This window comes from Mycobacterium sp. HM-7, assembly GCF_053852335.1.
Genome location: NZ_CM132657.1, coordinates 3,355,430 through 3,376,742, shown reverse-complemented (window position 1 = coordinate 3,376,742; position 21,313 = coordinate 3,355,430). Strand labels below are relative to the sequence as shown.

The window sequence follows — 21,313 nt, the reverse complement described above, 5'->3', positions numbered from 1 at the left end:
AACTTGTGTGGTGAAACCGCACCAATGGCCACGATTCAGCGGCTACTGTCTGCGGGGATGCCGGACAGAACGCCGGATACACAAACCTGCATAACGGGAGGCCATTGATGAGCGGCTACCAGACCGTGGTCGTCGGTACGGACGGATCGGATTCGTCACTGCGCGCCGTGGAGCGCGCTGCCCAGATCGCCGCGGGGGCCAATGCGAAGTTGGTCGTGGCAACCGCCTATTTCCCGCACGCCGATGATCAGCGTGCGGCCGACGTCCTGAAGGACGAGGGCTACAAGGTGCACGGCGACGCGCCGATCTACGCGATCCTGCGTGAGGCCCGCGACCGCGCCGAGGCTGCCGGTGCCACCCAGGTGGAAGAGAAGGCCATCGTCGGTGCTCCCGTCGACGCGCTCGTCGATCTGGCGGAGAATTCCAACGCGGACCTGCTGGTCGTCGGTAACGTCGGCTTGAGCACCATCGCCGGTCGTCTGCTGGGCTCGGTGCCGGCCAACGTGGCCCGCCGCGCCAAGGTCGACGTGCTGATCGTCCACACCTCGTAAGATTCGGATTTTTCACTGCGGCCCCCGGTAGTACACCGGGGGCCGCAGTTTTTTTCGTGCCCGTAAAGTTCCAGCCATGGCCCGAAGAAGTCTCGTCCGTGCGTCCTGCGTGACGCTGTCACTGGCTGCAACGCTGGTCGCCGGCTGCGGCGCGAACAATCGGACCGCGACACCGGTGACGACGTCTGCCGCGTCGTCCGAGACCGAATCGACCATCCCGGCCGTCGCCCCGCCGGACCCCAACGTGGCGCAGCATCCTGCGGTGGCCGCGGCGCAGGCGAGTGTGGTGCGCGTCCACGGAGTCGCCCACAGTTGCCGAAAGCGGTTGGAGGGCACCGGGTTTGTGGTCGCTCCCAAGCGGGTCATGACCACAGCGCACGGCGTCGCCGGGACCGACGAAGTGTCGGTCGAGGTCGACGGCGCGAAGTACAACGGCCAGGTGGTGTCCTTCGATCCGAACATGGACATCTCGATCCTCGCGGTCCCGGACCTGCCGACGGCTCCGTTGATGTTCTCCGAGGCACCTGCCGTCAGCGGTGCCGACGCGGCCGCACTCGGGTTCCCTCATGGGGGTCCGTACGAAGCCAAGCCCGTCCGGGTCCGCGAGGTCATCAAGCTCCAGGGCCCGGACATCTTCCGCGCCGGCACGGTGACGCGCGAGGTGTATGCCCTCAGAGGTGCTGTGCAGCAAGGAAATTCGGGCGGGCCGGTGGTCGACCTGGATGGTCGGGTGCGTGGTGTGGTCTTCGGTGCAGCGCAGGACGATCCCGACACCAGTTTCGCGCTGACCGCGAAGGAAGTGGGACCCCATCTGGCGCTGGTCGGCAACACCCAGCCCGTCCCGACGGCTCAGTGCGTGGGCTGAGTTACCAGCCCCGCGCCCGCCATTCCTCGAGATGCGGCCGTTCGGCGCCGAGCGTGGTGTCGTCGCCGTGCCCGGGGTAGATGACCGTCGAATCGGGGTAGACGTCGAAGACCTTGCGGGTGACGTCGCCGAGCAACCGCTCGAAGTCGCCGTCCTGCCAGGTTTTGCCCACGCCGCCGGGGAACAGGCAGTCGCCGGTGAACAGGTGGGTGACCGCACCGTCGGCGCCGCGCAGTGCCAGAGCCACCGAACCCTCGGTGTGCCCCTGCAGGTGGATGACGTCGAAGGTCAGCTCGCCGATGGTGATGGTGTCGCCGTCGGCGAGAATCCGGTCGGGCTTGACGGGCAGTGGCTCGGCGTCGAGGGCGTGGGCCGCGGTGGGCGCACCTGTGGCCTCGGCCACTTCGGCGAGCGCTTGCCAGTGGTCGAAGTGCTGGTGGCTGGTGACGATGAGTTCGACGTCCGGGGCCTGCGACCTGATCAGCTCGACGAGCGCCGGTCCGTCGTTCGCGGCGTCGATGAGCAGCGTCTTTCCGGTCGCGGAACAAGTGATGAGGTATGCGTTGTTGTCCATCGGTCCGACCGATGCCTTGACGATCGTCGCGGCGGGGAGGGTGCGACGTGCCGCAGTGCCCGCATCGACGTGGCCGGTGTAGGTGTCATTGACGACGGTCATGCCGCCACCGTATCCGGACTTGTCGGTGGGGGCACATAGCATGGCGCTGTGGTGTCTGGACTGCCCAGACTCATCTGTGAAGGGATACGTGTGTCGGACCGTCTGATCGTCAAAGGTGCGCGCGAGCACAACCTGCGCGGAATCGACCTTGACCTGCCCAGAGACTCGCTGATCGTGTTCACGGGCCTGTCGGGATCGGGCAAGAGCTCGCTGGCGTTCGACACCATTTTCGCCGAGGGACAGCGCCGTTACGTCGAGTCGCTGTCGGCCTACGCCCGCCAGTTCCTGGGCCAGATGGACAAGCCCGACGTGGACTTCATCGAGGGCCTCTCGCCCGCGGTGTCCATCGACCAGAAGTCGACCAACCGCAACCCGCGGTCGACCGTCGGCACCATCACCGAGGTCTACGACTACCTGCGTCTGCTCTACGCGCGGGCCGGTACCCCGCACTGCCCGGTCTGTGGCGAGCGCATCGCCCGGCAGACGCCGCAGCAGATCGTCGACCAGGTGCTCGCCATGGACGAGGGCATCCGCTTCCAGGTGCTCGCGCCGGTGGTCCGCACCCGCAAGGGCGAGTTCGTCGACCTCTTCGACAAGCTCAACGGCCAGGGCTACAGCCGTGTCCGGGTCGACGGCGTCGTGCATTCGCTGACCGACCCGCCGAAGCTCAAGAAGCAGGAGAAGCACGACATCGAGGTGGTCGTCGACCGCCTCACCGTCAAGGCCAGTTCCAAGCAGCGGCTCACCGACTCGGTCGAGACCGCGCTGGGCCTCGCCGACGGCATCGTCGTGCTCGAATTCGTCGATCGCGACGACAACCACCCACAGCGCGAGCAGCGCTTCTCGGAAAAGCTGGCCTGCCCCAACGCGCACCCGCTCGCCGTCGACGACCTTGAGCCACGGTCGTTCTCGTTCAACTCGCCGTACGGCGCCTGCCCGGAGTGCACCGGCCTGGGCATCAAGAAGGAAGTCGATCCCGAGCTCGTCGTACCGGATCCGGAGCTGACGCTCGGCGAGGGTGCGGTGGCGCCGTGGTCCATGGGACACAACGCCGACTACTTCACCCGCATGATGGCCGGGCTCGGCGAAGAGCTGGGCTTCGACATCGACACTCCGTGGAAGAAGCTTCCGGCCAAGGCGCGCAAGGCGATTCTGGAAGGCTCCGACCATCAGGTGCACGTCCGGTACAAGAACCGGTACGGCCGTACGCGCTCCTACTACGCCGACTTCGAAGGCGTGCTGGCGTTCCTGCAGCGCCGCATGGAGCAGACCGAGTCCGAGCAGATGAAGGAACGCTACGAGGGCTTCATGCGGGACATCCCGTGCCCCGAGTGTGCCGGCACCCGTCTCAAGCCGGAGATTCTGGCCGTCACCCTGTCCGCGGCTGACGAAGCGAAATCCATTGCGCAGGTGTGTGATCTGTCGATCTCGGACTGCTCCAAGTTCCTCAATGCGCTGACCCTGGGCTCTCGCGAACAGGCCATCGCGGGCCAGGTGCTCAAAGAGGTGCAGTCCCGGCTGGGCTTCCTGCTCGACGTCGGCCTCGACTACCTGACGCTGTCCCGGGCCGCGGGCACGCTGTCCGGCGGTGAGGCACAACGTATCCGGCTCGCCACGCAGATCGGTTCGGGTCTGGTCGGCGTGCTCTACGTGCTCGACGAGCCGTCCATCGGCTTGCATCAGCGGGACAACCGCCGGCTCATCGACACCCTGGTCCGGCTGCGCGACCTCGGAAACACGCTGATCGTCGTCGAGCACGACCTCGACACCATCGCGCACGCCGACTGGGTCGTCGACATCGGCCCCGCCGCCGGTGAACACGGTGGCCAGATCGTGCACAGCGGCACCTACAAGGAACTGCTGAAGAACGCCAAATCGCTTACCGGCGCCTACCTTTCGGGCCGGGAGCAGATCGAGGTGCCGGCCATCCGGCGCCCGGTGGACCGCAAGCGGCAGATCACCGTGGTCGGCGCGCGCGAACACAACCTCAAAGAGGTCGACGTGGCGTTCCCGCTGGGTGTGCTGACGTCGGTGACAGGTGTCTCGGGTTCGGGCAAGTCGACGTTGGTCAACGACATCCTCGCGACCGTGATGGCCAACAAGCTCAACGGCGCCCGGCAGGTGCCGGGCCGGCACACCCGGATCAACGGGCTCGATCAGCTGGACAAGCTGGTGCGCGTCGACCAGTCACCGATCGGTCGCACCCCGCGGTCCAACCCGGCCACCTACACCGGTGTGTTCGACAAGATCCGCACGTTGTTCGCGGCCACGACCGAGGCCAAGGTTCGCGGCTACCAGCCGGGCCGGTTCTCGTTCAACGTCAAAGGTGGTCGCTGCGAAGCATGTTCGGGTGACGGCACCATCAAGATCGAGATGAACTTCCTGCCGGACGTGTACGTGCCGTGTGAGGTGTGCCAGGGTGCCCGGTACAACCGGGAGACCCTGGAGGTGCACTACAAGGGCAAGACCATCTCGGAGGTCCTCGACATGCCGATCGAGGAGGCCACCGAGTTCTTCGAGCCCATCAGCTCGATCCACCGGTACCTCAAGACGCTCGTCGACGTCGGTCTGGGTTACGTCCGGCTGGGTCAGCCCGCGCCGACGCTGTCCGGTGGTGAGGCCCAGCGCGTGAAGCTCGCCGCCGAACTGCAGAAGCGGTCCACGGGGCGCACCGTCTACATCCTCGATGAGCCGACCACGGGCCTGCACTTCGAAGACATTCGCAAGCTGCTCAAGGTGATCAACGGTCTGGTCGACAAGGGCAACACGGTCATCGTCATCGAGCACAACCTCGACGTAATCAAGACGTCGGACTGGATCGTGGACATGGGTCCCGAAGGCGGCGCCGGCGGCGGCACCGTCGTGGTGTCCGGCACGCCGGAGGACGTCGCGGCCAACGCTGACAGTTACACGGGGCAGTTCCTCGCCGAGATGTTGCCGGCCGTCGTGCCAGAACCGCCGAAGACCAGGCGGCGCAAGGTGAGTGTCTAGGGTCAGCGGCAGAGGGCCTGGCTAAGAGGGGACGGAAACCGTGGCTTGACGCGGACCCCGTCGAGCCAGTCTGTCAGCGCGGAAGCCTTGCGCTGCAGAACCTTCCGCGCCGGCGCTCCGACGTCTTCGACGAATTCCAGCTGCACTCGGCCATCGGCGTCCTGACCCCAGGCACCGACGACGCGGCCGTGCCACCACACCGTGGGACCGGCATTGCCGGAGCGGTCGAACAGCTGCCCGGCGTGCGGGCCCAGGTACCACGATCGGGCCTGCCAGCCCATCACGGTCGGATCCAGCCCGGGTAGCAGCGCACCCCAAGGGGCAACCGGGGGAGTGTCGGCGAGATCATCGGGGAGGACGTACCCGGCCTCGTCGCAGCCTTCCAACGCGACCTCGGCGGCATCGAGGTCGCGCAGCCCGTCGCGGGCCCACGACAGAGTCTGGCCGAACCACCACTTGATATCGGCGGCGGTGGCCGGACCGAAGGTGCGCAGCCAGGAACGCAGCAGTGCCGCGCGGGCATCGTCAGCCGTCACGGCGGCGGCGGGTTCGGGCAGCCAGTGTGCCGCCGCGGCCCACAATGGGCGCGATGTCGTCCAGGTGCCGTCGTTGGGTCCGCGCAGCACGTGTCCCTGGGCAGACAACACCGTCAGTACCCGGGGCGCGACGGGAGTGCTTCCGCCCCAGGTCTTTCCGGGTGCCGGGTCCCAACTGCCGGCCAATTCCGGCAGCGTTGCGCGCAGGGTCGCGGTGCCGGCGTGTACACCGTCCGCCAGGTGCTTACGGATCGCGACCGACGCGAGCTCCAGCCATTCCGCGCCGTCGGCCGCGATACCGGCCTTCTCGACGTCACCGATCAGTCTTTTGCGCTCGGTGGCGGCCACGCGATCGCTGGCCGCGGCCTGGACGGCGGGCAGGTCCGCGGTGTGCACGATCCAGAGCGTCCGGCGCATGGCCATGTGCTTGACCAGCTGCCGGTCCTGATACAGCGCCGCGTCGAGATCAGCCCCGGCGAAGCTCGGCAGCCGGGCCCACAGCGACAGGTACGGGGTCGCGGGATCGGTGCCGTGCAGGCCCACCAGTGACCGGATCACCTCGTGCTGGTTCGAGGCGGGATCACTCAGGAAATGACGCTGCGCCAGGCGATCGCGACGCTCGGCGATGGTGAAGGTGCGCAACTCAGCTGTCGTGCATCGATCGACGGATCTGCTCGAGGCGCTCGGCAGCCGCCTTCTGCCGGGCTTCGTACTGTTCCTCGACCGACCGACCTTCGGGTGTTTCCGCCGCCAGCTCGGCCGAGCCGATCGCGGTGCCGTACCGGTTCTCGATCTTCTCCCGCACCGACTCGAACGTCGGCACCCCGCCGGGCGTGTAGCCCGGATCGATCGGCGGGGACACCGGCACCGGCGGCGCGGGCGCGGCAGCCGGAGCAGGCTCCAGCGGCACGATCTCGGCGTCGATCGGCTGCTCGGCGGCGGTTTCGTCGGCCATGGCTTCACCGTACAAGGCTGGAGTCCGGGGCAGGAATGTTGGGATCGGTAGCCGCGGCGTCCGCGTGTACTTACCGCACGACGACGCCACCGGGGCGTCGGACTGAGGAAGGAAAGCTCCCGCACATGAAGACCAATGCGATGAACATCAAGCGCACTCTGGCCGCCGGTGTCGGCTTGCTGGCCGTGGGCGCCACCCTGATCGGCTGCTCGAGCGACAAGGACGCGGGCCCGAAGGCTTCCGGCCCGGGTTCGGTGACGGGCGGCGGCAACACCGTCGTCAAGGTCGAGGGACAGGACCTGGCCGGCCTCGACCTGAAGTCGGTGACCTGCGTGAAGCAGGGCGGCTCCATCAATATCGCCAGCGCACCGATCGGGGGTGGCGCGCAGGGCCTCGGCGTCGTGATGACCGATGCCTCGCCGCCGAAGGTGCAGTCCCTGGGCCTGGTGGTCGACGGCAACACGCTCGCGGTGTCGGAGATGGGCGGCATGAAGACCGGCTCCGCTGACGTCAAGGTCGACGGCAGCACCTACACCATCACCGGACAGGCCGCCGGCGCTGACATGAAGAACCCGATGGCCGGGATGATCTCGAAGAACTTCGAGATCAAGGTGACCTGCGGCTGACATGAGTCGCTCAGGCGGCGGGTGCAACCGGTACACCGGATGCACCCGCTTCCGGGCTTCGCGTCGCTGCGCTCGCCGGCCTTATGATGCGGCCGTGTCGATCACCGGCGAACTCGCCCGCGCCCGCGCGCTGATGTTCGCCGCCGACGAGTTGACGGCCAAAGAACTGCTGCTGTCGCTGCTGCCCGCCATCGAAGCTGCCGACCGCGATGACCACATGCTCGAGGTCTGTGCCCAGCTCGGCGAGATCTATCTGATCCGCAGCGCCCTCGACGGGGTACGCGAATGCATCCGGCGGATCGACGACTGCCTCGACATCTACGCATCGATCCTGGCCGGCCGCGCGCCGGCAGAGATCGTGGCTCAGATGACCATGACCCCGGAGGACGCGGACCACATGCTCAGCCGCTACCGCCGCCGGGCCACTTTCCTGCGGACCGGCCTTTCCGCCGCCATCGGTGACCACGAGGGGGCGGCGCGGTCCCTGGCCGGACTCGATGCCGCGTCCCGGTACGCCGATCTGGAGGGCGAACACATTTACCTCCTGACTCACGCCCGCATCCTGTGCGCGCTCGCGCTCTGCGACGACGACCTGCACGTCCGTTCGGTGCCGTTGTGGGAGCAGGTGCTGGCCACGATCGCTTCGCCGGCCGCCGACCCGGAGCGCGAGTATCTCTGGGTCGCCGGCGCGCTCGGCTACGCGCGGTTCTGCATCGAAACCGGCAAAGTGGACGAAGCGTTGCCGTGGTTACGCCGCGCGGAGGCCCGGGCACAGGCCCGGGGCTGGGAATTGGCCACGGCCCGGGCGCAATTGGAGCGGGCGGCGGTGCGTTGGCTGGCCGATGACCAGCAGTCCACCGAGGCGCTGGTCACCGCCGCGTATCCCGAGATCGCCCGGCAGGCGCGGGCCCATGAGGTGTCTCGCTGCTGGTTGTACTTCGGGCTCACCCGCTTGGCCGTCGGGGCGCTGCAGGCCGCCGACGAATGCTGGGGGCACGCCGAACGGCACTGGCGCGAGCTCGGGAAACCTCTGCACGTGCACCGCATCCTGTTGCAGCGCAGCTGGATTTCCATCTTCCGGGGCCGATACGACGAGGCCCGGGCACTGATCGATCAGGCCCGGGCGTGCCTGGATTCCTCGCCGCGCAGCAGCTGGCTGCAATACGCGCGCCTCGACGATCAACTCGGCACCGTGTGGCGAGCCGAGGCGTTGGCAGACCTCGGTTTCGATGCCGCGGGTAGTCCCACCGACAGCTGGGCACAGGCCGAAGCCCGCTACCGCGACGCGCTCGGGACGTGGTCTGCCGAACCGGACACCGATCAATACCGTTCCGGCATGGCCAAATTGGCCACCGCAGCCGACTTGAAGCTGCCCGCCGCCCTGGCCGTCGACTCGGTGCGGTACTCGATCACCGACGCCGACGCCCGCGCCCGCTGGGCCACCGGCGTGGCCGCGCCACTGTTGGCCGGGGCGTTCGCGGTGGCCTGGGAGTCGCAGAATCCGGCCCTGGTCGGCGAACTGATCGAATATCACAGCGCCCGAGGGGCGTTCAGCGTCGATGCGGCGAAGGGCCCGACGATGGAATGGGCCCGGGCCACCACGACGGCCGCGCCGGTCCTCGACGTCGACGAACTCGCCTCGGTTGCTTCCGGACCGGTCGTGGTCGGCGCCGCCGGCCTCATCCGACTCGGACCCTTGCCGCCGCTGCAGATGGAGCCCGACGGCGAGCCGGTCCTGGCGCGTTACCGGCAGCTGGCCCAGGTGCGCTACGGCCGTGCGGTCACCGCGGATCAGGACGCGTGGTCGACATGCCCGTAACCAATTCCACCGCACCGACATTGGTGCTGCGGTTCGCCGACATCGGGATCGCGATCTACGTCAGTCTTCGGGTCGTCGGGGAGCCCGACCGGCTGGTCACCTGGGTGGTGGCCGAAGATGTGCTGCTCGCCGTGACCTCCGCCCTGGCCGAGGCGTTGCCGGATCCGCTTGACGGTGAACAGCTTTCCGAAGCGCTGATCCGGTCACTGGCCGCCGGTCCCTTCGCTGTCATGGAACGGGAGCGGGAACTCGCCAGGCTCCTGGGGGCGTTGCTGCCCGATGAGGCCTGGGACCTGCTGCGGCAGTGCACCGGCGCTCCCGAATTGCCAGTGCTCTTCGTATCGCCGAGTGCCCGGCTGAGCCGGGTGCCGTGGGGACTGCTCACGCAATCCACCGGCACCGACGACGAGCGTTTGATCGAACTGGCCGATGTCCTGCTGACGGTGCCGCCGAACATCGCGAATGCGCCGCGCCGGCAACCGCATCCGGCCGACGGACCGCCTCTTTTGCTGCTGGACCCCAAAGTGCCGGGACAGCGGCCGGATTCAGCGCTCGGCTCGGTATTGGGCCGACCATCATCGGACACGATGCTGGCCCGGCACTTCGGCGAGCGGCCCGCATTGCCGACCGTCACCGCCCCGGTGGAGCTCTTCCGCCGAGCCGACGCCGACCGGCAGTGGCTGGCCGAACAATTGGCGCGGCAGCCATCACGGCTTGTTTACGTCGGGCATGCCAGTGCTGCTCCCCACCGCGACGGATCGGCCGACCAGGCGGCCTTGCACCTGGCTGAGCCCGAGCCGCTGACTGCCGCCGACATCATGGTGATGGGCCTGCGGATCCCGCCCCGTGTCGCCTTGCTGGCCTGCGCATCGGGCGCCGACTATCGCTTCGACGAAGCCACGGGTCTGGTCGCTGCGATGATTCTCGGTGGCGCACAAGTGGTTACCGCGACCCTCTGGTCGCTGCCGACGACCGCCGGATACCGGGTGGCCACGGCCTGCAGTGGCGATCCGATGTCGGACGTGATCATTGCGGTCGATACCGCACATGAGGCAACGACGCCGGCTCGTGCCGTGAACAGCTGGCAGCGAGACTGCCTGCGGCGCTGGCGAAGCGGCGACGCGGCGCTGAGCCCCGTGCATTGGGCCGCCGTGATGACGTTCACCGTTGACGGGGCACGCTGATGACTACCGGGCCGCAGCCACGTCGCGCCGTGATCGACGCCGCGTGGCGGGAGATAGGCCCCGGTCTCGAACTGCTGAGCAGCCCCGACGGCGGCCCGCTGAGCCGCGCGGTGAAGCGCATCATCGATCCGCTGGTACTCCGGTTGCGGGCACATCCCGAGTACTCGGCACCAATCGTCGCCGCCGAGGTCGCGGACGACATGCGCCAGGTGATTCTCGACCACGCCGAGCAGTTGCGCGCCGCAGCAGAGTGGTTCGCACTGTTGAAGGCGCAACGCCGACGGGACCGGATCACCACCGGCAACGCCCAAGAGCTCTACTTCCCGGTGTGTTTCGAGTTGGCCGCGACCAGAGGCGAACCGGGACAGGATGATTCAGGTATCGTCGCCGAGGCGCTGCGCGACGTGCACGGTGACCGGGACCGCACCGCGGTGGAGCGGCTGCACGAATACCTCGCCGACCCCGCGGTGCTGGACGCGCTGTCGCGTCAGCTCGACGCCGGTTGGGACGACGTCAGGGCCGGAGGCGAGCCGTCCGCGCCGTTCCTGGCCGGCCTGACGACGGTGCTCGGCCCGTCGGGCGGCCACAACGCCGATGCCGCCCGGCAGCGGGTCTGGACCGCGTTGATCGGAGACGCCACCCCGTACAACTTCGGTGCCCAGCTGCGACACGTCGCGGCCGCCGCGCCGTGGTCGGTCGACCAGATCGGATTGTGCGCTGCCGCAACGCAATCGAAGCCGGCGGTCGCCGCTTCCCGTACGACAGGACGTCCACTCGACCGCAGCATCGTCGACCGGGTCCGGGCGACGCTGCGCCGCGCCCTGGACCGCGACGAGCTGCCCGACCTGCCGACGCTGTGCGCCGAAGAGGCCGATCGTGCGGCCTCGCCGTGGGGCCTGCTCGCCGAGGACAACCAGGCCACTCTCGTCGCCGGTATCGAGGTCGGGGTGGACCTGGCTCCGCTCGAGGTGAACCACCGGACGCGCTACCACCTCTCCGGCCAGATTCAGGCCCGGCTCCGCAAGGAGGCGTACGTGCTGCACGCCCGCCGGTACCTCACCGACGGCGGTCCGGTGCATCCGCGCCAGCAGCAGGTGGTCGACGACCTCGCGGGGTTCGTCCGTCCCTATGTCGCACGGTTGTGGGCACGACTACATGGACGTGACGTCTGGCAGGAATCCTGCGACGACGCCGGCGAGGTGCGCGGCCTGTTGGACGGGGTCGCCCGGTCGGTGAGCCTGGATCACCGCCAGCGCATCAAGGCGATGCTGGAGTTGGAGGCGACCGGATGAAACTCACTGTCGATTCCGGATTGTGGGCCTTGGGGCCCGACGTCGACGCACCGCCGGAGGTGGCGGTCCTCGAGGTCAGCGGCGCCGTCCTGGCATGGACGATCCACGACCCGGCGCAGGCGGTCCGGATCACGTTCACGGATCTGCCCGCCGCCGACTGGTTGTGGCGGCTGGTCGGTGAGGCCGGGCACGTTGCGGTCGTCGCCGCTGCCGAAGCCGCGACCGAACTCGACCTCACCGAAGTACTGCCGCTGCCCGAACCCCTTGCCGCCCTTCGCCGTCTAGCCGTCGGGCACTGGCTGCGGCGCTGGTGGCCGGCGAGTGCCCGCGACGGCATCACCCCGCTGGACGCCGCTGTGCTCGACGCGGAGGTGGCGCTGTCGACCGCGGCGCTGGAGGACTACTTCACCCAGGACACGTTGGATTCGGACCTCGCCGGACTGCTGCAGCCGCACCGTCAGGCCTTGTCGGGTCTCGCGGCGACCGGTGAGCCGAGGGTGCTCGACCTGGTCCGCGGCTGCGTCGGCCTCGCGGACGAAGCCGGGCTGGGGGACTGGTCGGAAGCCCTTGCGGGCCAAGGGCCGCCGCGACAGGACGACTACGCGCTCGCCGCGGGGCAACCCGGTGCCGCTGCCGACGACGCCATCGCCGGCGGCGTCGCCTCGGTCTCGTGGACCGCGGTGCCACCACGGACCTTCGACGCAGCCGAACGCACCATCGACTGGTCCGTGCGGGCGCGTGACGGTGCGGTCGTCGCCGACATCCGCGTGGCCACCATCGGTCCGGCGGACGGGATTCCGGTACGTCTGGACTCCGGTTCGATCGCCGGCGGCGGCACGCTCGACGTCGACGGAAACGCCACTCTTCCGTTGCCGGCCACGGAAACCCAAGCATGGGCACACGATTGGACCGGCACCACGGTCACGGTGGGCGCCCGGACCGGCGAGACCGAAGCGGTTCGGGACCGGGTCCGGCGCTACGTGCGCGCCCGGATCGCGGCGCCGGGCCCCGATGCGTTCCTCGCCGAGATCCTGGCTGCCGAGGCCGATTACTAGGTCAGCGGCGAGACGCCTCGACAGGCATGGCCGGCGCCGTCGCACCCGGCAACGGCTGCCGCGGCACGTCGGGCGTCCCGAGCTGACCGGCCAGCCACGGCAGTCCCGCCGCGAACGCCTGCGCGGCGAACGGCCAGTCGTGCTTGCCCGGTCGCTCGACCACCGCACACCGGATGCCACGGCTGCTGCCGGTGCCGCACAGCGAATGTGCCGCAACGGTTTGTGCGGGCAGCGGGTTGCGGGAGAGTTCCGGTCCATTGATGTCGTACCAGGCCGCGATGTCGTCGTAGGTGCGGCGGGACATCACCGTCACCGGGTCCCAGTCGGCGTATTTGGCGGTGCTGCCACCGAACAGTCGTTGAACGGTCTGGGGCCGGTCACCGGCATTCGGTGCGATGTCCCCGGCGATGTCCTGGAACGCGCTGAACAGATCGGGATGCATCACGGTCAGGTCCACCGCGCAGGTACCGCCCATGGACCAGCCGACGATGCCGCGGTGACGGCGGTCGCTACTCACGCCGTAGTTTGCCGTCATGAAGGGCAGCACGTCCTTGATCAGGTGGTCGGCGGAGTTGCCGCGCGGCCCGTTGACACACTCGGTGTCGTTGTTGAAGGAACCGCCGGGATCGACGAACACCAACACCGGCGCGTTGCCGTGATGGGCGGTCGCGAAATCGTCGACCGTCTTGATCGCGTTGCCGGCCCGCAGCCAGTCGGCGGGCGTGTTGAATTCGCCGCCGATCATCATCACCATCGGCAGCCGGGGTGGCGGGTTGCCGGCGAACCACGCCGGCGGCAGGTAGACGTATTCGTCGCGGTGTTTGAATCCCGATGCGGCCGAGCCCGTTTGGACCGCGACGACGCTTCCCTTGCTCGGTATCTGCCGTGCCTTCTGCATCGCGACCACGGTTTCGGGCCGTGTCTGGTTGGGCAGCGGCGCTGAATTGGCCTGTTCCCAGGCGGTGTCGAGATTGGGGAAGTACCCGACCCAGGTGTTGAGCGTCAGCCCGGTGGACAACACGCACAGCGGCACCGACAGCATCGCCAGCGCGCGGCGCCACCAGCGGGTGGCGTGCCAGCCGACGATCAGCAGGACTGCCGCGGCGCCCGTTACCGCGGTCCAGATCCACAGCCGGGTCGGTGCGGGTTCGTCGGACCAGCCCTGCGATGCCATGATCCAGCGCGCGGCGGCAGCCAGTAGCAAGCCGGACGCAGCGGCGACGGGCAGCCAGACGGTGCGCCACCGGCCGTTACGCCAGCCGATCGCGAGGAGCAGGACTGCCACCGCGAGGGCCTGGACCGTGATGGGCAGCCACCCGTGTGTCAACGAAACATGTTGCTCGCCATAGAGCTCGGCGTTCGCTGCCCCGATCGTCACGAGGCCAGGGTGCCGCGCAAACCTGGGAGGCTCCTGTGTTCAGCGCGGCTTCGCGAGCGGGAACGGCAGCGTCTCGCGAATGCTGCGCCCGGTGATCAGCATGACCACGCGGTCGACCCCCATGCCAAGACCACCGGTCGGTGGCATCGCGTATTCCATCGCTTGCAGGAAGTCCTCGTCCAGCTCCATGGCCTCGGGATCGCCGCCCGAGGCCAGCAGCGACTGTTCCTCGAGCCGCCGGCGCTGTTCCACCGGATCGGTCAGCTCGCTGTAGGCGGTGCCGAGCTCGACACCCCAGGCCACCAGGTCCCACCTTTCGGCAACGCCCGGGATGCTGCGGTGCGGCCGGGTCAGCGGGGACACCGAGGTGGGGAAGTCCTTGTAGAACGTGGGTGCTTCGGTGCGGTCTTCGACGAGGTGCTCGTACAGCTCCAGCACGATCGCCCCGGCGTCCCAGTGGGTCCGGTACGGGATCGTCGCGGCGTCGCACAGCTTGCGCAGGGTTGCCACGGTGGTCTCCGGCGTGACGTGCTCGCCCAGCGCCTCGGACACCGCGTCGTGCACCGTCTTGACGGGCCAGAGTCCCGAGATGTCAACGGGCGCAAGGTTGCCGTCGGGCCCTGGACGCATGACGACCTGAGCGCCGTTGGCCGCCGCCGCGGCGTTCTGGATGATCTCGCGGCACCCGTCGATCCAGACGTTGTAGTCGGCGTGCGCCTGGTACGCCTCCAGCAGGGTGAATTCGGGGTTGTGGCTGAAATCCACACCCTCGTTGCGGAAAGCGCGGCCCAGCTCGAAGACGCGCTCGACGCCGCCCACGCACAGCCGCTTCAGGTACAGCTCGGGTGCGATGCGCAGGTACAGATCCAGGTCGTAGGCGTTGATGTGCGTCTCGAACGGCCGCGCATTCGCGCCGCCGTGGATCTGCTGCAGGATCGGGGTCTCGACTTCCAGGAATCCCTTGCCCACCAAGGTTTCCCGGATGGCGTGCAGCACCCGGCTGCGTGCCGTGATCAGCTCCCGCGACTCCGTGTTGATGGCCAGGTCCAGGTACCGGGTGCGGACGCGGGCCTCGGGATCGGTGAGGCCCTTCCACTTGTCGGGCAGTGGGCGCAGGCACTTGCCGATCAGGCGCCAGTCGTGCGCGAGGACCGACACGGTGCCGTTGCGGCTGGCACCCATGACGCCGGATACCTCGATCAGGTCGCCCAGGTCGATGGCTGCCGTGAAATCAGTCACGGTTCCCTCGGTGAGGAGCGAATTGTCCAGTAGCAGTTGGACTTCGCCGGACCAGTCGCGCAGCTGGGCGAACAGCACGCCGCCATAGTCACGCAGGCGCAACACGCGGCCGGCGACGCAGACCGCGGTGTCGGGGGTGGACTCCAGTGCTTCGGCGATGGTGTGGCTGGGCGCCTGTCCGACGGGGTAGGCGTCAATGCCGCCCGCCTGCAATGCCTGCAGCTTGGCCATCCGGACCCGCACCTGGTCGGGCAGGCGGCGGGCGTCGGCGGTGTCGGACACTCCGGCTGCCAGATCGGCCACATCGGGTGCGCTGCCGTCGGGATGCAGCCGCCCAGATTCGATCAGGTTTTTGGGGGCCGCAGTGTGGTGGCCGGTGTGGGGTTGTTCGTCGCGCCGGGAGAACGGCAGCACCAGGAAGCCCTCGGCGATCACCGAGGCGACGCCGACACGCGGGATCAGCCGCGCGTCTTCGTAGCAGGCGTAGCGCGGCACCCACTCGGGCAGGTACTTCATGTTGGAGCGGTACAGCGTCTCGAGCTGCCACCACCGGGAGAAGAAGATCAGCAACGCGCGCCACAGCCGCAGGATGGGTCCGGCGCCCAGCTGTGATCCTTGCTCGAACGCCGAGCGGAACATGGCGAAGTTCAGCGAAATGCGGGTGACGCCAATCTCTTCCGAACGCTGGCACAGCTCGCTGACCATCAGTTCGATCGTGCCGTTGGGAGAGGCGGGGGAGCGGCGCATGAGATCCAGCGACACCCCGTTGTTGCCCCACGGCACCAGCGAGAGCATCGCCACCACCTGGCCGTCCCCGGCCGCGGCTTCCACCAGCAGGCAGTCCCCGTCGGCGGCGTCCCCGAGCCGTCCAAGCGCCATCGAGAACCCGCGTTCGGTCTCGGTGTCGCGCCAGGCGTCGGCATGCGCGATGACCCGAGCCATCTCGTCGGCACTGATGTCGCGGTGCCGCCGCATCCGCACCGTCAGACCGGCCCGGCGGGCGCGGGTGACGGCCTGGCGGACTGCCCGCATGTCAGGACCCGACAGCCGGAAGTTCTGTGGATGCAGGATGGCTTCGTCCCCGAGTTGCAGCGCGTTCAAACCACCCTGGCGATAAGCCTCCGCCCCGGTCGAGCTGGCGCCCATGACGCCCGGTGCCCAGCCGTAGGTCTGGCACAGCGCGAGCCAGGCGTCGATGGCGGCCGGCCAGGCCCGCGGGTCGCCGACGGGATCACCGCTGGCCAGGCAGACGCCGACCTCGACCCGGTAGGTGATGGCCGCACGGCCGTTGGGCGCGAACACCACTGCCTTGTCGCGGCGGGTGGCGAAGTAGCCCAGTGAGTCGTTCTTGCCCCAGAGTTCGAGCAGGCCCCGGATGGCGGACTCGTCCTCACCGGTGAGGGCGTTCTCGGCGCGCTGGGACTGGAACAGCACGATCGCCGCCACCATCAGTGCCAGTGCGCCGAACAGACCGAACAGCGCGTTGAGGAGGGCGTGCGGATGGCCGCCCTCGAACGCTTCTTTGCCGACGGCGGCGAAACCGCTGACCCGGTTCACCGCGTAGGCCAGCCGGTAGTCCGGGTCCAGCGGGGGCCGGCCGGGGAACATCTCCAGTAGGCCCCAAGCCGCCAGGATGCCGACGGCCATGCCGGCGACCAGGGTCAGGGCGGCCTTGAGCAGCGCCCCGCGGCGGACCTTGGCCCAGAACTGCTTCCTCGACAGCAGCAGCACGATGATGACGCCGATGTGGAACACCAGACCCAGTGCCTCGCCGAAGTCCTCGACGACGCTCAGGTCGACGACCGGGCGGTTGCCCGAGAGCAGCCCGTAGACGTTCCAGCCGATGGCGCCGACCATGTAGCTCAACAGGATCCACCAGGCGATCCGCTTGCGTGCGGCCAGTGCCGCGGCCAGCAGGACCAGCACGAACGACCAGGCGAAGCTGGTGTCCGGGAAGTTGAACAGGTAGTCGTTGACGAACTCGCGGGGAATGCGGATGATCCAGCGGATCAGCGGCGACAGGCTGGCGAACAGCGACAGCGTCGCGACGACACCGACGGCCCAGCCGGCCGCTGCCGGAACCCACCCCAATGTCGTCGGGCGCTGCTGCGGTCTGCTCGGCGTCAACGTCATGAGTTCGGACAATATGCGGTGAAACCTGGAAGTGTCTGCAGGGCCCCGGACTACCAGACGGGGCCGGTGTACTTCTCGCCCGGACCCTTACCGGGCTCATCCGGCGCGACACTCGCCTCGCGGAAGGCCAGCTGCAGGCTCTTGAGGCCGTCGCGGACCGGGCCGGCGTGCAGTCCCAGGTACTCGGCCGAGGCCTGAACCAGGCCGGCCAGTGCGGTGATCAGGCGGCGGGCCTCGTCGAGGTCGCGGTGCGGGCTTTCGTCCGGATCGGCGTCGGCCAGCCCGAGCTTCTCTGCGGCGGCGCTCATCAGCATGACGGCGGCGCGGGTGATCACCTCGACGGCGGGGATCTCGGCCAGCTCCCGTACCTGGGCTTCCTCAGCTGCGGTGTCGGCGTCGCGCATTATGTTCGGGTCGGTCATGACTGCTAGAGTGTCATGCGCGACCGTCCTGGCTTACGTCAGGACAGCAAGTGGAGTCCCACTCCCACCGTCGGCCTCACGGCTTGGCGGTCCGGTCACAGGCACATTGTGCCTGTTCTGCGTTGTGCGCAGGCGGCGTGAGCCGTGATCGGTCGGCAATGGGCCCTGCTATATGCAGGGCTTTTCTGTTCGTGTGAACAGATGGCTGAGCCGGGTGTGACCTCTACTGGACAAGTAATGGAACAACCCGGGAGGCCCCATCAGCACTGAGACACGCGTCAACGAGCGCATTCGAGTACCTGAAGTTCGGTTGATCGGACCGAACGGCGAGCAGGTAGGCATCGTGCGCATCGAAGATGCCCTCCGCGTCGCCCAGGACGCCGATCTCGACCTTGTCGAAGTTGCGCCAGGCGCCAAGCCGCCGGTCTGCAAGATCATGGACTACGGCAAGTTCAAGTATGAGACGGCTCTGAAGGAGCGCGAGTCTCGCAAGAACCAGCAGCAGACCGTCGTCAAGGAACAGAAGCTGCGACCCAAGATCGACGATCACGACTACCAGACCAAGAAGGGCCACGTGGTCCGCTTCCTGGAGGCCGGGTCGAAGGTCAAGGTGACCATCATGTTCCGCGGACGTGAGCAGTCGCGGCCCGAACTGGGCTACCGACTCCTGCAGCGGCTGGGCGCCGACGTCGCCGAATACGGCTTCATCGAGACGTCCGCCAAGCAGGACGGCCGCAACATGACGATGGTGCTGGCACCGCACCGCGGCGCGAAGACCCGCGCCAAGGCGGCGCATGATGCCGACGCACCGGCCGGCCGGCCGGCGCCCGAGGCACCTGAATCTGACGCAACCGCGTAACAGCAGTCGCGCTTGCCCGCAGCGGCCTCCAGCCGTCGCGAGCAAGCGCATGGAAAGAAACTGAGGACACATGCCCAAGGCCAAGACCCACAGTGGCGCATCGAAGCGGTTCCGCAAGACCGGGACCGGCAAGATCGTGCGCCAGAAGGCCAACCGTCGCCACTTGATGGAGCACAAGGCCACCAAGCGCACCCGTCGTCTCGACGGTCGCGCCGTGGTTGCTGCCAACGACACCGCGCGTGTCGCCAAGATGCTGGCCGGCTAGTACCGCCCGCTCCCTAAGAACATCGAAGGATAGGAACACCTCATGGCACGCGTGAAGCGCGCACTGAACGCTCAGAAGAAGCGGCGCACAGTACTGAAGGCCTCGAAGGGTTACCGCGGCCAGCGCTCGCGGCTCTACCGCAAGGCCAAGGAGCAGCAGCTCCATTCGTTGACCTACGCCTACCGCGACCGTCGCGCCCGCAAGGGTGACTTCCGGAAGCTGTGGATCACGCGTATCAACGCGGCGGCCCGCGAGAACGGCGTCACCTACAACCGCCTGATCCAGGGTCTGAAGCTGGCCGGTGTCGAGGTCGACCGCAAGAACCTGTCGGAGATCGCCATCAGCGATCCGGCCGCGTTCACCGCGCTGGTCGAGGTGGCCAAGGCCGCTCTGCCTGCCGATGTCAACGCTCCGTCCGGAGAGGCTGCCTGAGTCTGACTACAGACTCAGCGCTCACCGAGCGATCTGCCCGGGTGGTTGCCGCAGCCAAGCTGCAGCGCCACGTCGGGCGCAAACGCGCCGGGCGCTTCCTTGCCGAGGGACCCAACCTCGTCGAGGCAGCGCTTCGGCGCGGTCTTGTTTCTGAGGTCTTTGCGACCTCCAGCGCCCTGGAACGGTTCGGCGCGCTGCTGACTGGTGCCCCGGTTTCGGTGATCACCGAGAAGGCCGCCAAGGCGTTGTCGGAGACCGTCACTCCGGTTGGGCTCATCGCGGTGTGCGCGCTGCCTTCGGTGACGCTGGAGGACGTGCTGGCCGCAGAGCCACGGCTGTTGGCGGTGCCGGTCGGCATGTCCGAGCCCGGCAATGCCGGCACGCTGATCCGTATCGCCGACGCCATGGGTGCCGACGCCGTGGTGTTCGCCGGTCACAGTGTGGACCCCTACAACGGCAAGTGCCTGCGATCCTCGGCAGGCAGCATCTTTTCCCTGCCGGTCGTGGTGGATCCCGATGCGGCCGCGGTGGTTTCGGCGATGCGGGACAGCGGCATCGAGGTGCTCGCGACCGCGCTGGACGCATCCGTCGACATCCGGTCCGCCGATCTGTCAGCGCGCACCGCGTGGCTGTTCGGACCCGAGGCGCACGGCCTGCCCGCCGACGTCCTGGCGCTGGCGTCGCAGCGGGTGCACATCCCGATGCGGGGGAGCGCCGAGAGCCTCAATGTGGCTGCCGCCGCATCGATCTGCCTCTATGAGAGCTCTCGCGCCCACTCCTGATTTATGCCAGCAACCCCTTGGCGACGTGGGTGATCTGCACTTCGTTGCTGCCGGCGTAGATCATCAGCGACTTGGCGTCACGCGCCAGCTGCTCGACGCGGTACTCGGTCATATAACCGTTGCCGCCGAACAACTGGATGGCATCCATCGCGACATCGGTGGCGGCCTGCGAGCAGTACCACTTCATCGCCGACGCCTCCGCCAGCGGAATCTGGCGGCCGGCCTGGCCGGACTCGATGACGCGGAACAGCATGTTGCGCACATTCATTCGCGCCACTTCCATGCTGGCCAGCTTCAGCTGGATCAGCTGGAACTGCCCGATCTCCTTGCCCCACAACGTGCGGGTCTTGGCGTAGTCGACGCACAGCCGCAGACATTCCTCGATGATGCCCAGCGACATGGACACGACGCCGACGCGTTCGGCCGAGAAGCTCGACCGGGCGCTGTCGCGGCCATCGCCCGCTTTGTTCTCTTCGGTCTCGCCCAGCAGCCGGTCGCGGCCGAGCCGGACGTTGTTGAAGAACAGCTCGCCGGTGCGCGACGAGTGAATGCCCATCTTGCGGAACGGCTTCGACTGGACGAAGCCCTCCATGCCGCGGTCGAGTACGAAGGTCAGTACCTTGCGGTCGCGCTTGTCGGCCCCGTCACCCTCGTCGAGCTTGGCGTACACGACGACGACGTCGGCGTCGGGACCGTTGGTGATGAAGGTCTTCTGCCCGTTGAGGATGTAGTCGCCCGAACCATCTGCGGCACGAACCACATAGGACTTCATGCCGCCGAATGCGTCTGAGCCCGAGTCGGGTTCGGTGATGGCCCAGGCGCCGACCTTCTCGTACGTCACCAGGCCCGGTAGCCAGCGCTCTTGCTGGGCCAGGGTGCCGCGGCTCTGGATGGTGGGCACCGTCAGGCCCAGGCTGACGCCGACGCCGGTGACCAGACCCGAACTGACGCGGCACAATTCGCTGATCAACACCATGCCCATGCCGGCCTGGTCGGGTCCGCCGCCGAACATCCCGCCGGACGCCCGTGGCTTGCCGTCCGAGGCCTCCCCGGACCGCAGGCGGGATAGCCGCCGCTCCAGCGACTCCCGCGCCATCACATCGATTCCGAAGGTGGCGAACAGCTTTCGGATGATCGGGTACGGCTCCATGTCGCCGCCCTCGAGCTCGTCGAGGTGCGGGCGGATTTCCTTGTCCACGAATTCGCGAACAGCATCGCGCACGGCGATATCGACGTCGGACCAGTCAAGCATG

At 68.1% G+C, this 21,313-nt stretch carries 19 protein-coding genes; 12 read left to right on the top strand and 7 right to left on the bottom strand.

Annotation, left to right across the window (positions count from 1 at the left end):
• Positions 1–107 precede the first annotated feature (107 nt).
• Positions 108–551 (top strand): universal stress protein, encoded by a 444-nt coding sequence (locus tag ACWW1C_RS16260; protein WP_020103294.1) that lies wholly within the window; start codon positions 108–110, stop codon positions 549–551.
• A gap of 76 nt (positions 552–627) precedes the next feature.
• Positions 628–1,416 carry a MarP family serine protease gene (locus ACWW1C_RS16255; protein ID WP_455979346.1) on the top strand — a complete coding sequence of 263 codons (789 nt, stop codon included), beginning with the start codon at positions 628–630 and terminating at the stop codon, positions 1,414–1,416.
• Position 1,417: 1 nt separating this feature from the next.
• Here ACWW1C_RS16255 and ACWW1C_RS16250 read toward each other — a convergent pair whose 3' ends face one another.
• Positions 1,418–2,092, bottom strand: a complete 675-nt coding sequence (locus ACWW1C_RS16250; protein WP_455979345.1) for an MBL fold metallo-hydrolase — start codon at positions 2,090–2,092, stop codon at positions 1,418–1,420.
• 90 nt (positions 2,093–2,182) lie between these two features.
• On the opposite strand from ACWW1C_RS16250, the gene uvrA reads away from it, so the two are divergent.
• Positions 2,183–5,083, top strand: coding sequence for an excinuclease ABC subunit UvrA (gene uvrA, locus ACWW1C_RS16245; RefSeq protein WP_455979344.1), 2,901 nt, complete (start codon positions 2,183–2,185; stop codon positions 5,081–5,083).
• A gap of 2 nt (positions 5,084–5,085) precedes the next feature.
• On the opposite strand, the gene ACWW1C_RS16240 is transcribed toward uvrA, so the two are convergent.
• Together ACWW1C_RS16240 and ACWW1C_RS16235 are read right to left on the bottom strand one after the other, a co-directional pair.
• A complete protein-coding gene (locus tag ACWW1C_RS16240) occupies positions 5,086–6,261 on the bottom strand; it encodes a winged helix DNA-binding domain-containing protein (protein ID WP_455979343.1) in 1,176 nt (391 codons plus the stop codon).
• Position 6,262: 1 nt separating this feature from the next.
• Positions 6,263–6,574 (bottom strand): hypothetical protein, encoded by a 312-nt coding sequence (locus tag ACWW1C_RS16235; protein ID WP_455979342.1) that lies wholly within the window; start codon positions 6,572–6,574, stop codon positions 6,263–6,265.
• 140 nt (positions 6,575–6,714) lie between these two features.
• On the opposite strand from ACWW1C_RS16235, the gene ACWW1C_RS16230 reads away from it, so the two are divergent.
• From ACWW1C_RS16230 to ACWW1C_RS16210, 5 genes are all read left to right on the top strand, one after another.
• On the top strand, positions 6,715–7,200 hold the full coding sequence (locus ACWW1C_RS16230; RefSeq protein WP_455984308.1) for a lipoprotein LpqH: 486 nt from the start codon (positions 6,715–6,717) through the stop codon (positions 7,198–7,200).
• A 94-nt stretch (positions 7,201–7,294) separates the two neighbouring features.
• A complete protein-coding gene (locus ACWW1C_RS16225; RefSeq protein WP_455979341.1) occupies positions 7,295–9,019 on the top strand; it encodes a hypothetical protein in 1,725 nt (574 codons plus the stop codon).
• The gene (locus tag ACWW1C_RS16220) at positions 9,001–10,203 is read left to right on the top strand and encodes a CHAT domain-containing protein (RefSeq protein ID WP_455979340.1); all 1,203 of its coding nucleotides are present in this window, start codon (positions 9,001–9,003) and stop codon (positions 10,201–10,203) included. Before ACWW1C_RS16225 ends, ACWW1C_RS16220 begins: the two co-directional genes overlap by 19 nt.
• The gene (locus ACWW1C_RS16215; protein WP_455979339.1) at positions 10,203–11,495 is read left to right on the top strand and encodes a hypothetical protein; all 1,293 of its coding nucleotides are present in this window, start codon (positions 10,203–10,205) and stop codon (positions 11,493–11,495) included. Before ACWW1C_RS16220 ends, ACWW1C_RS16215 begins: the two co-directional genes overlap by 1 nt.
• Positions 11,492–12,550: a hypothetical protein gene (locus ACWW1C_RS16210; protein WP_455979338.1), complete on the top strand. Its 1,059-nt coding sequence runs from the start codon at positions 11,492–11,494 to the stop codon at positions 12,548–12,550. The genes ACWW1C_RS16215 and ACWW1C_RS16210 overlap by 4 nt, the downstream gene beginning before the upstream one ends.
• 1 nt (position 12,551) lies before the next feature.
• Here the strand turns inward: ACWW1C_RS16210 and ACWW1C_RS16205 are convergent, their stop codons facing one another.
• Genes ACWW1C_RS16205 through ACWW1C_RS16195 form a run of 3 tightly spaced genes read right to left on the bottom strand, consistent with a single transcriptional unit; the run spans position 12,552 to position 17,722 of the window.
• Positions 12,552–13,928 carry an alpha/beta hydrolase gene (locus ACWW1C_RS16205; RefSeq protein ID WP_455979337.1) on the bottom strand — a complete coding sequence of 459 codons (1,377 nt, stop codon included), beginning with the start codon at positions 13,926–13,928 and terminating at the stop codon, positions 12,552–12,554.
• A 39-nt stretch (positions 13,929–13,967) separates the two neighbouring features.
• Positions 13,968–17,300, bottom strand: a complete 3,333-nt coding sequence (gene lysX / locus ACWW1C_RS16200; protein WP_455979336.1) for a bifunctional lysylphosphatidylglycerol synthetase/lysine--tRNA ligase LysX — start codon at positions 17,298–17,300, stop codon at positions 13,968–13,970.
• A gap of 50 nt (positions 17,301–17,350) precedes the next feature.
• Positions 17,351–17,722 carry a DUF1844 domain-containing protein gene (locus tag ACWW1C_RS16195; protein ID WP_455979335.1) on the bottom strand — a complete coding sequence of 124 codons (372 nt, stop codon included), beginning with the start codon at positions 17,720–17,722 and terminating at the stop codon, positions 17,351–17,353.
• Positions 17,723–17,981: 259 nt separating this feature from the next.
• Between ACWW1C_RS16195 and infC the strand changes: the two genes are divergently transcribed.
• From infC to ACWW1C_RS16175, 4 genes are all read left to right on the top strand, one after another.
• Positions 17,982–18,581, top strand: a complete 600-nt coding sequence (infC, locus tag ACWW1C_RS16190) for a translation initiation factor IF-3 (RefSeq protein WP_455984307.1) — start codon at positions 17,982–17,984, stop codon at positions 18,579–18,581.
• A 70-nt stretch (positions 18,582–18,651) separates the two neighbouring features.
• Positions 18,652–18,846, top strand: coding sequence for a 50S ribosomal protein L35 (rpmI, locus tag ACWW1C_RS16185; RefSeq protein WP_020103309.1), 195 nt, complete (start codon positions 18,652–18,654; stop codon positions 18,844–18,846).
• Positions 18,847–18,888: 42 nt separating this feature from the next.
• Positions 18,889–19,278 carry a 50S ribosomal protein L20 gene (gene rplT / locus ACWW1C_RS16180; RefSeq protein WP_029121325.1) on the top strand — a complete coding sequence of 130 codons (390 nt, stop codon included), beginning with the start codon at positions 18,889–18,891 and terminating at the stop codon, positions 19,276–19,278.
• A 41-nt stretch (positions 19,279–19,319) separates the two neighbouring features.
• The gene (locus tag ACWW1C_RS16175) at positions 19,320–20,060 is read left to right on the top strand and encodes a TrmH family RNA methyltransferase (protein WP_455979334.1); all 741 of its coding nucleotides are present in this window, start codon (positions 19,320–19,322) and stop codon (positions 20,058–20,060) included.
• A gap of 1 nt (position 20,061) precedes the next feature.
• Here the strand turns inward: ACWW1C_RS16175 and ACWW1C_RS16170 are convergent, their stop codons facing one another.
• Positions 20,062–21,312: an acyl-CoA dehydrogenase family protein gene (locus ACWW1C_RS16170; protein ID WP_455979333.1), complete on the bottom strand. Its 1,251-nt coding sequence runs from the start codon at positions 21,310–21,312 to the stop codon at positions 20,062–20,064.
• Between the last annotated feature and the right edge of the window lies 1 nt (position 21,313).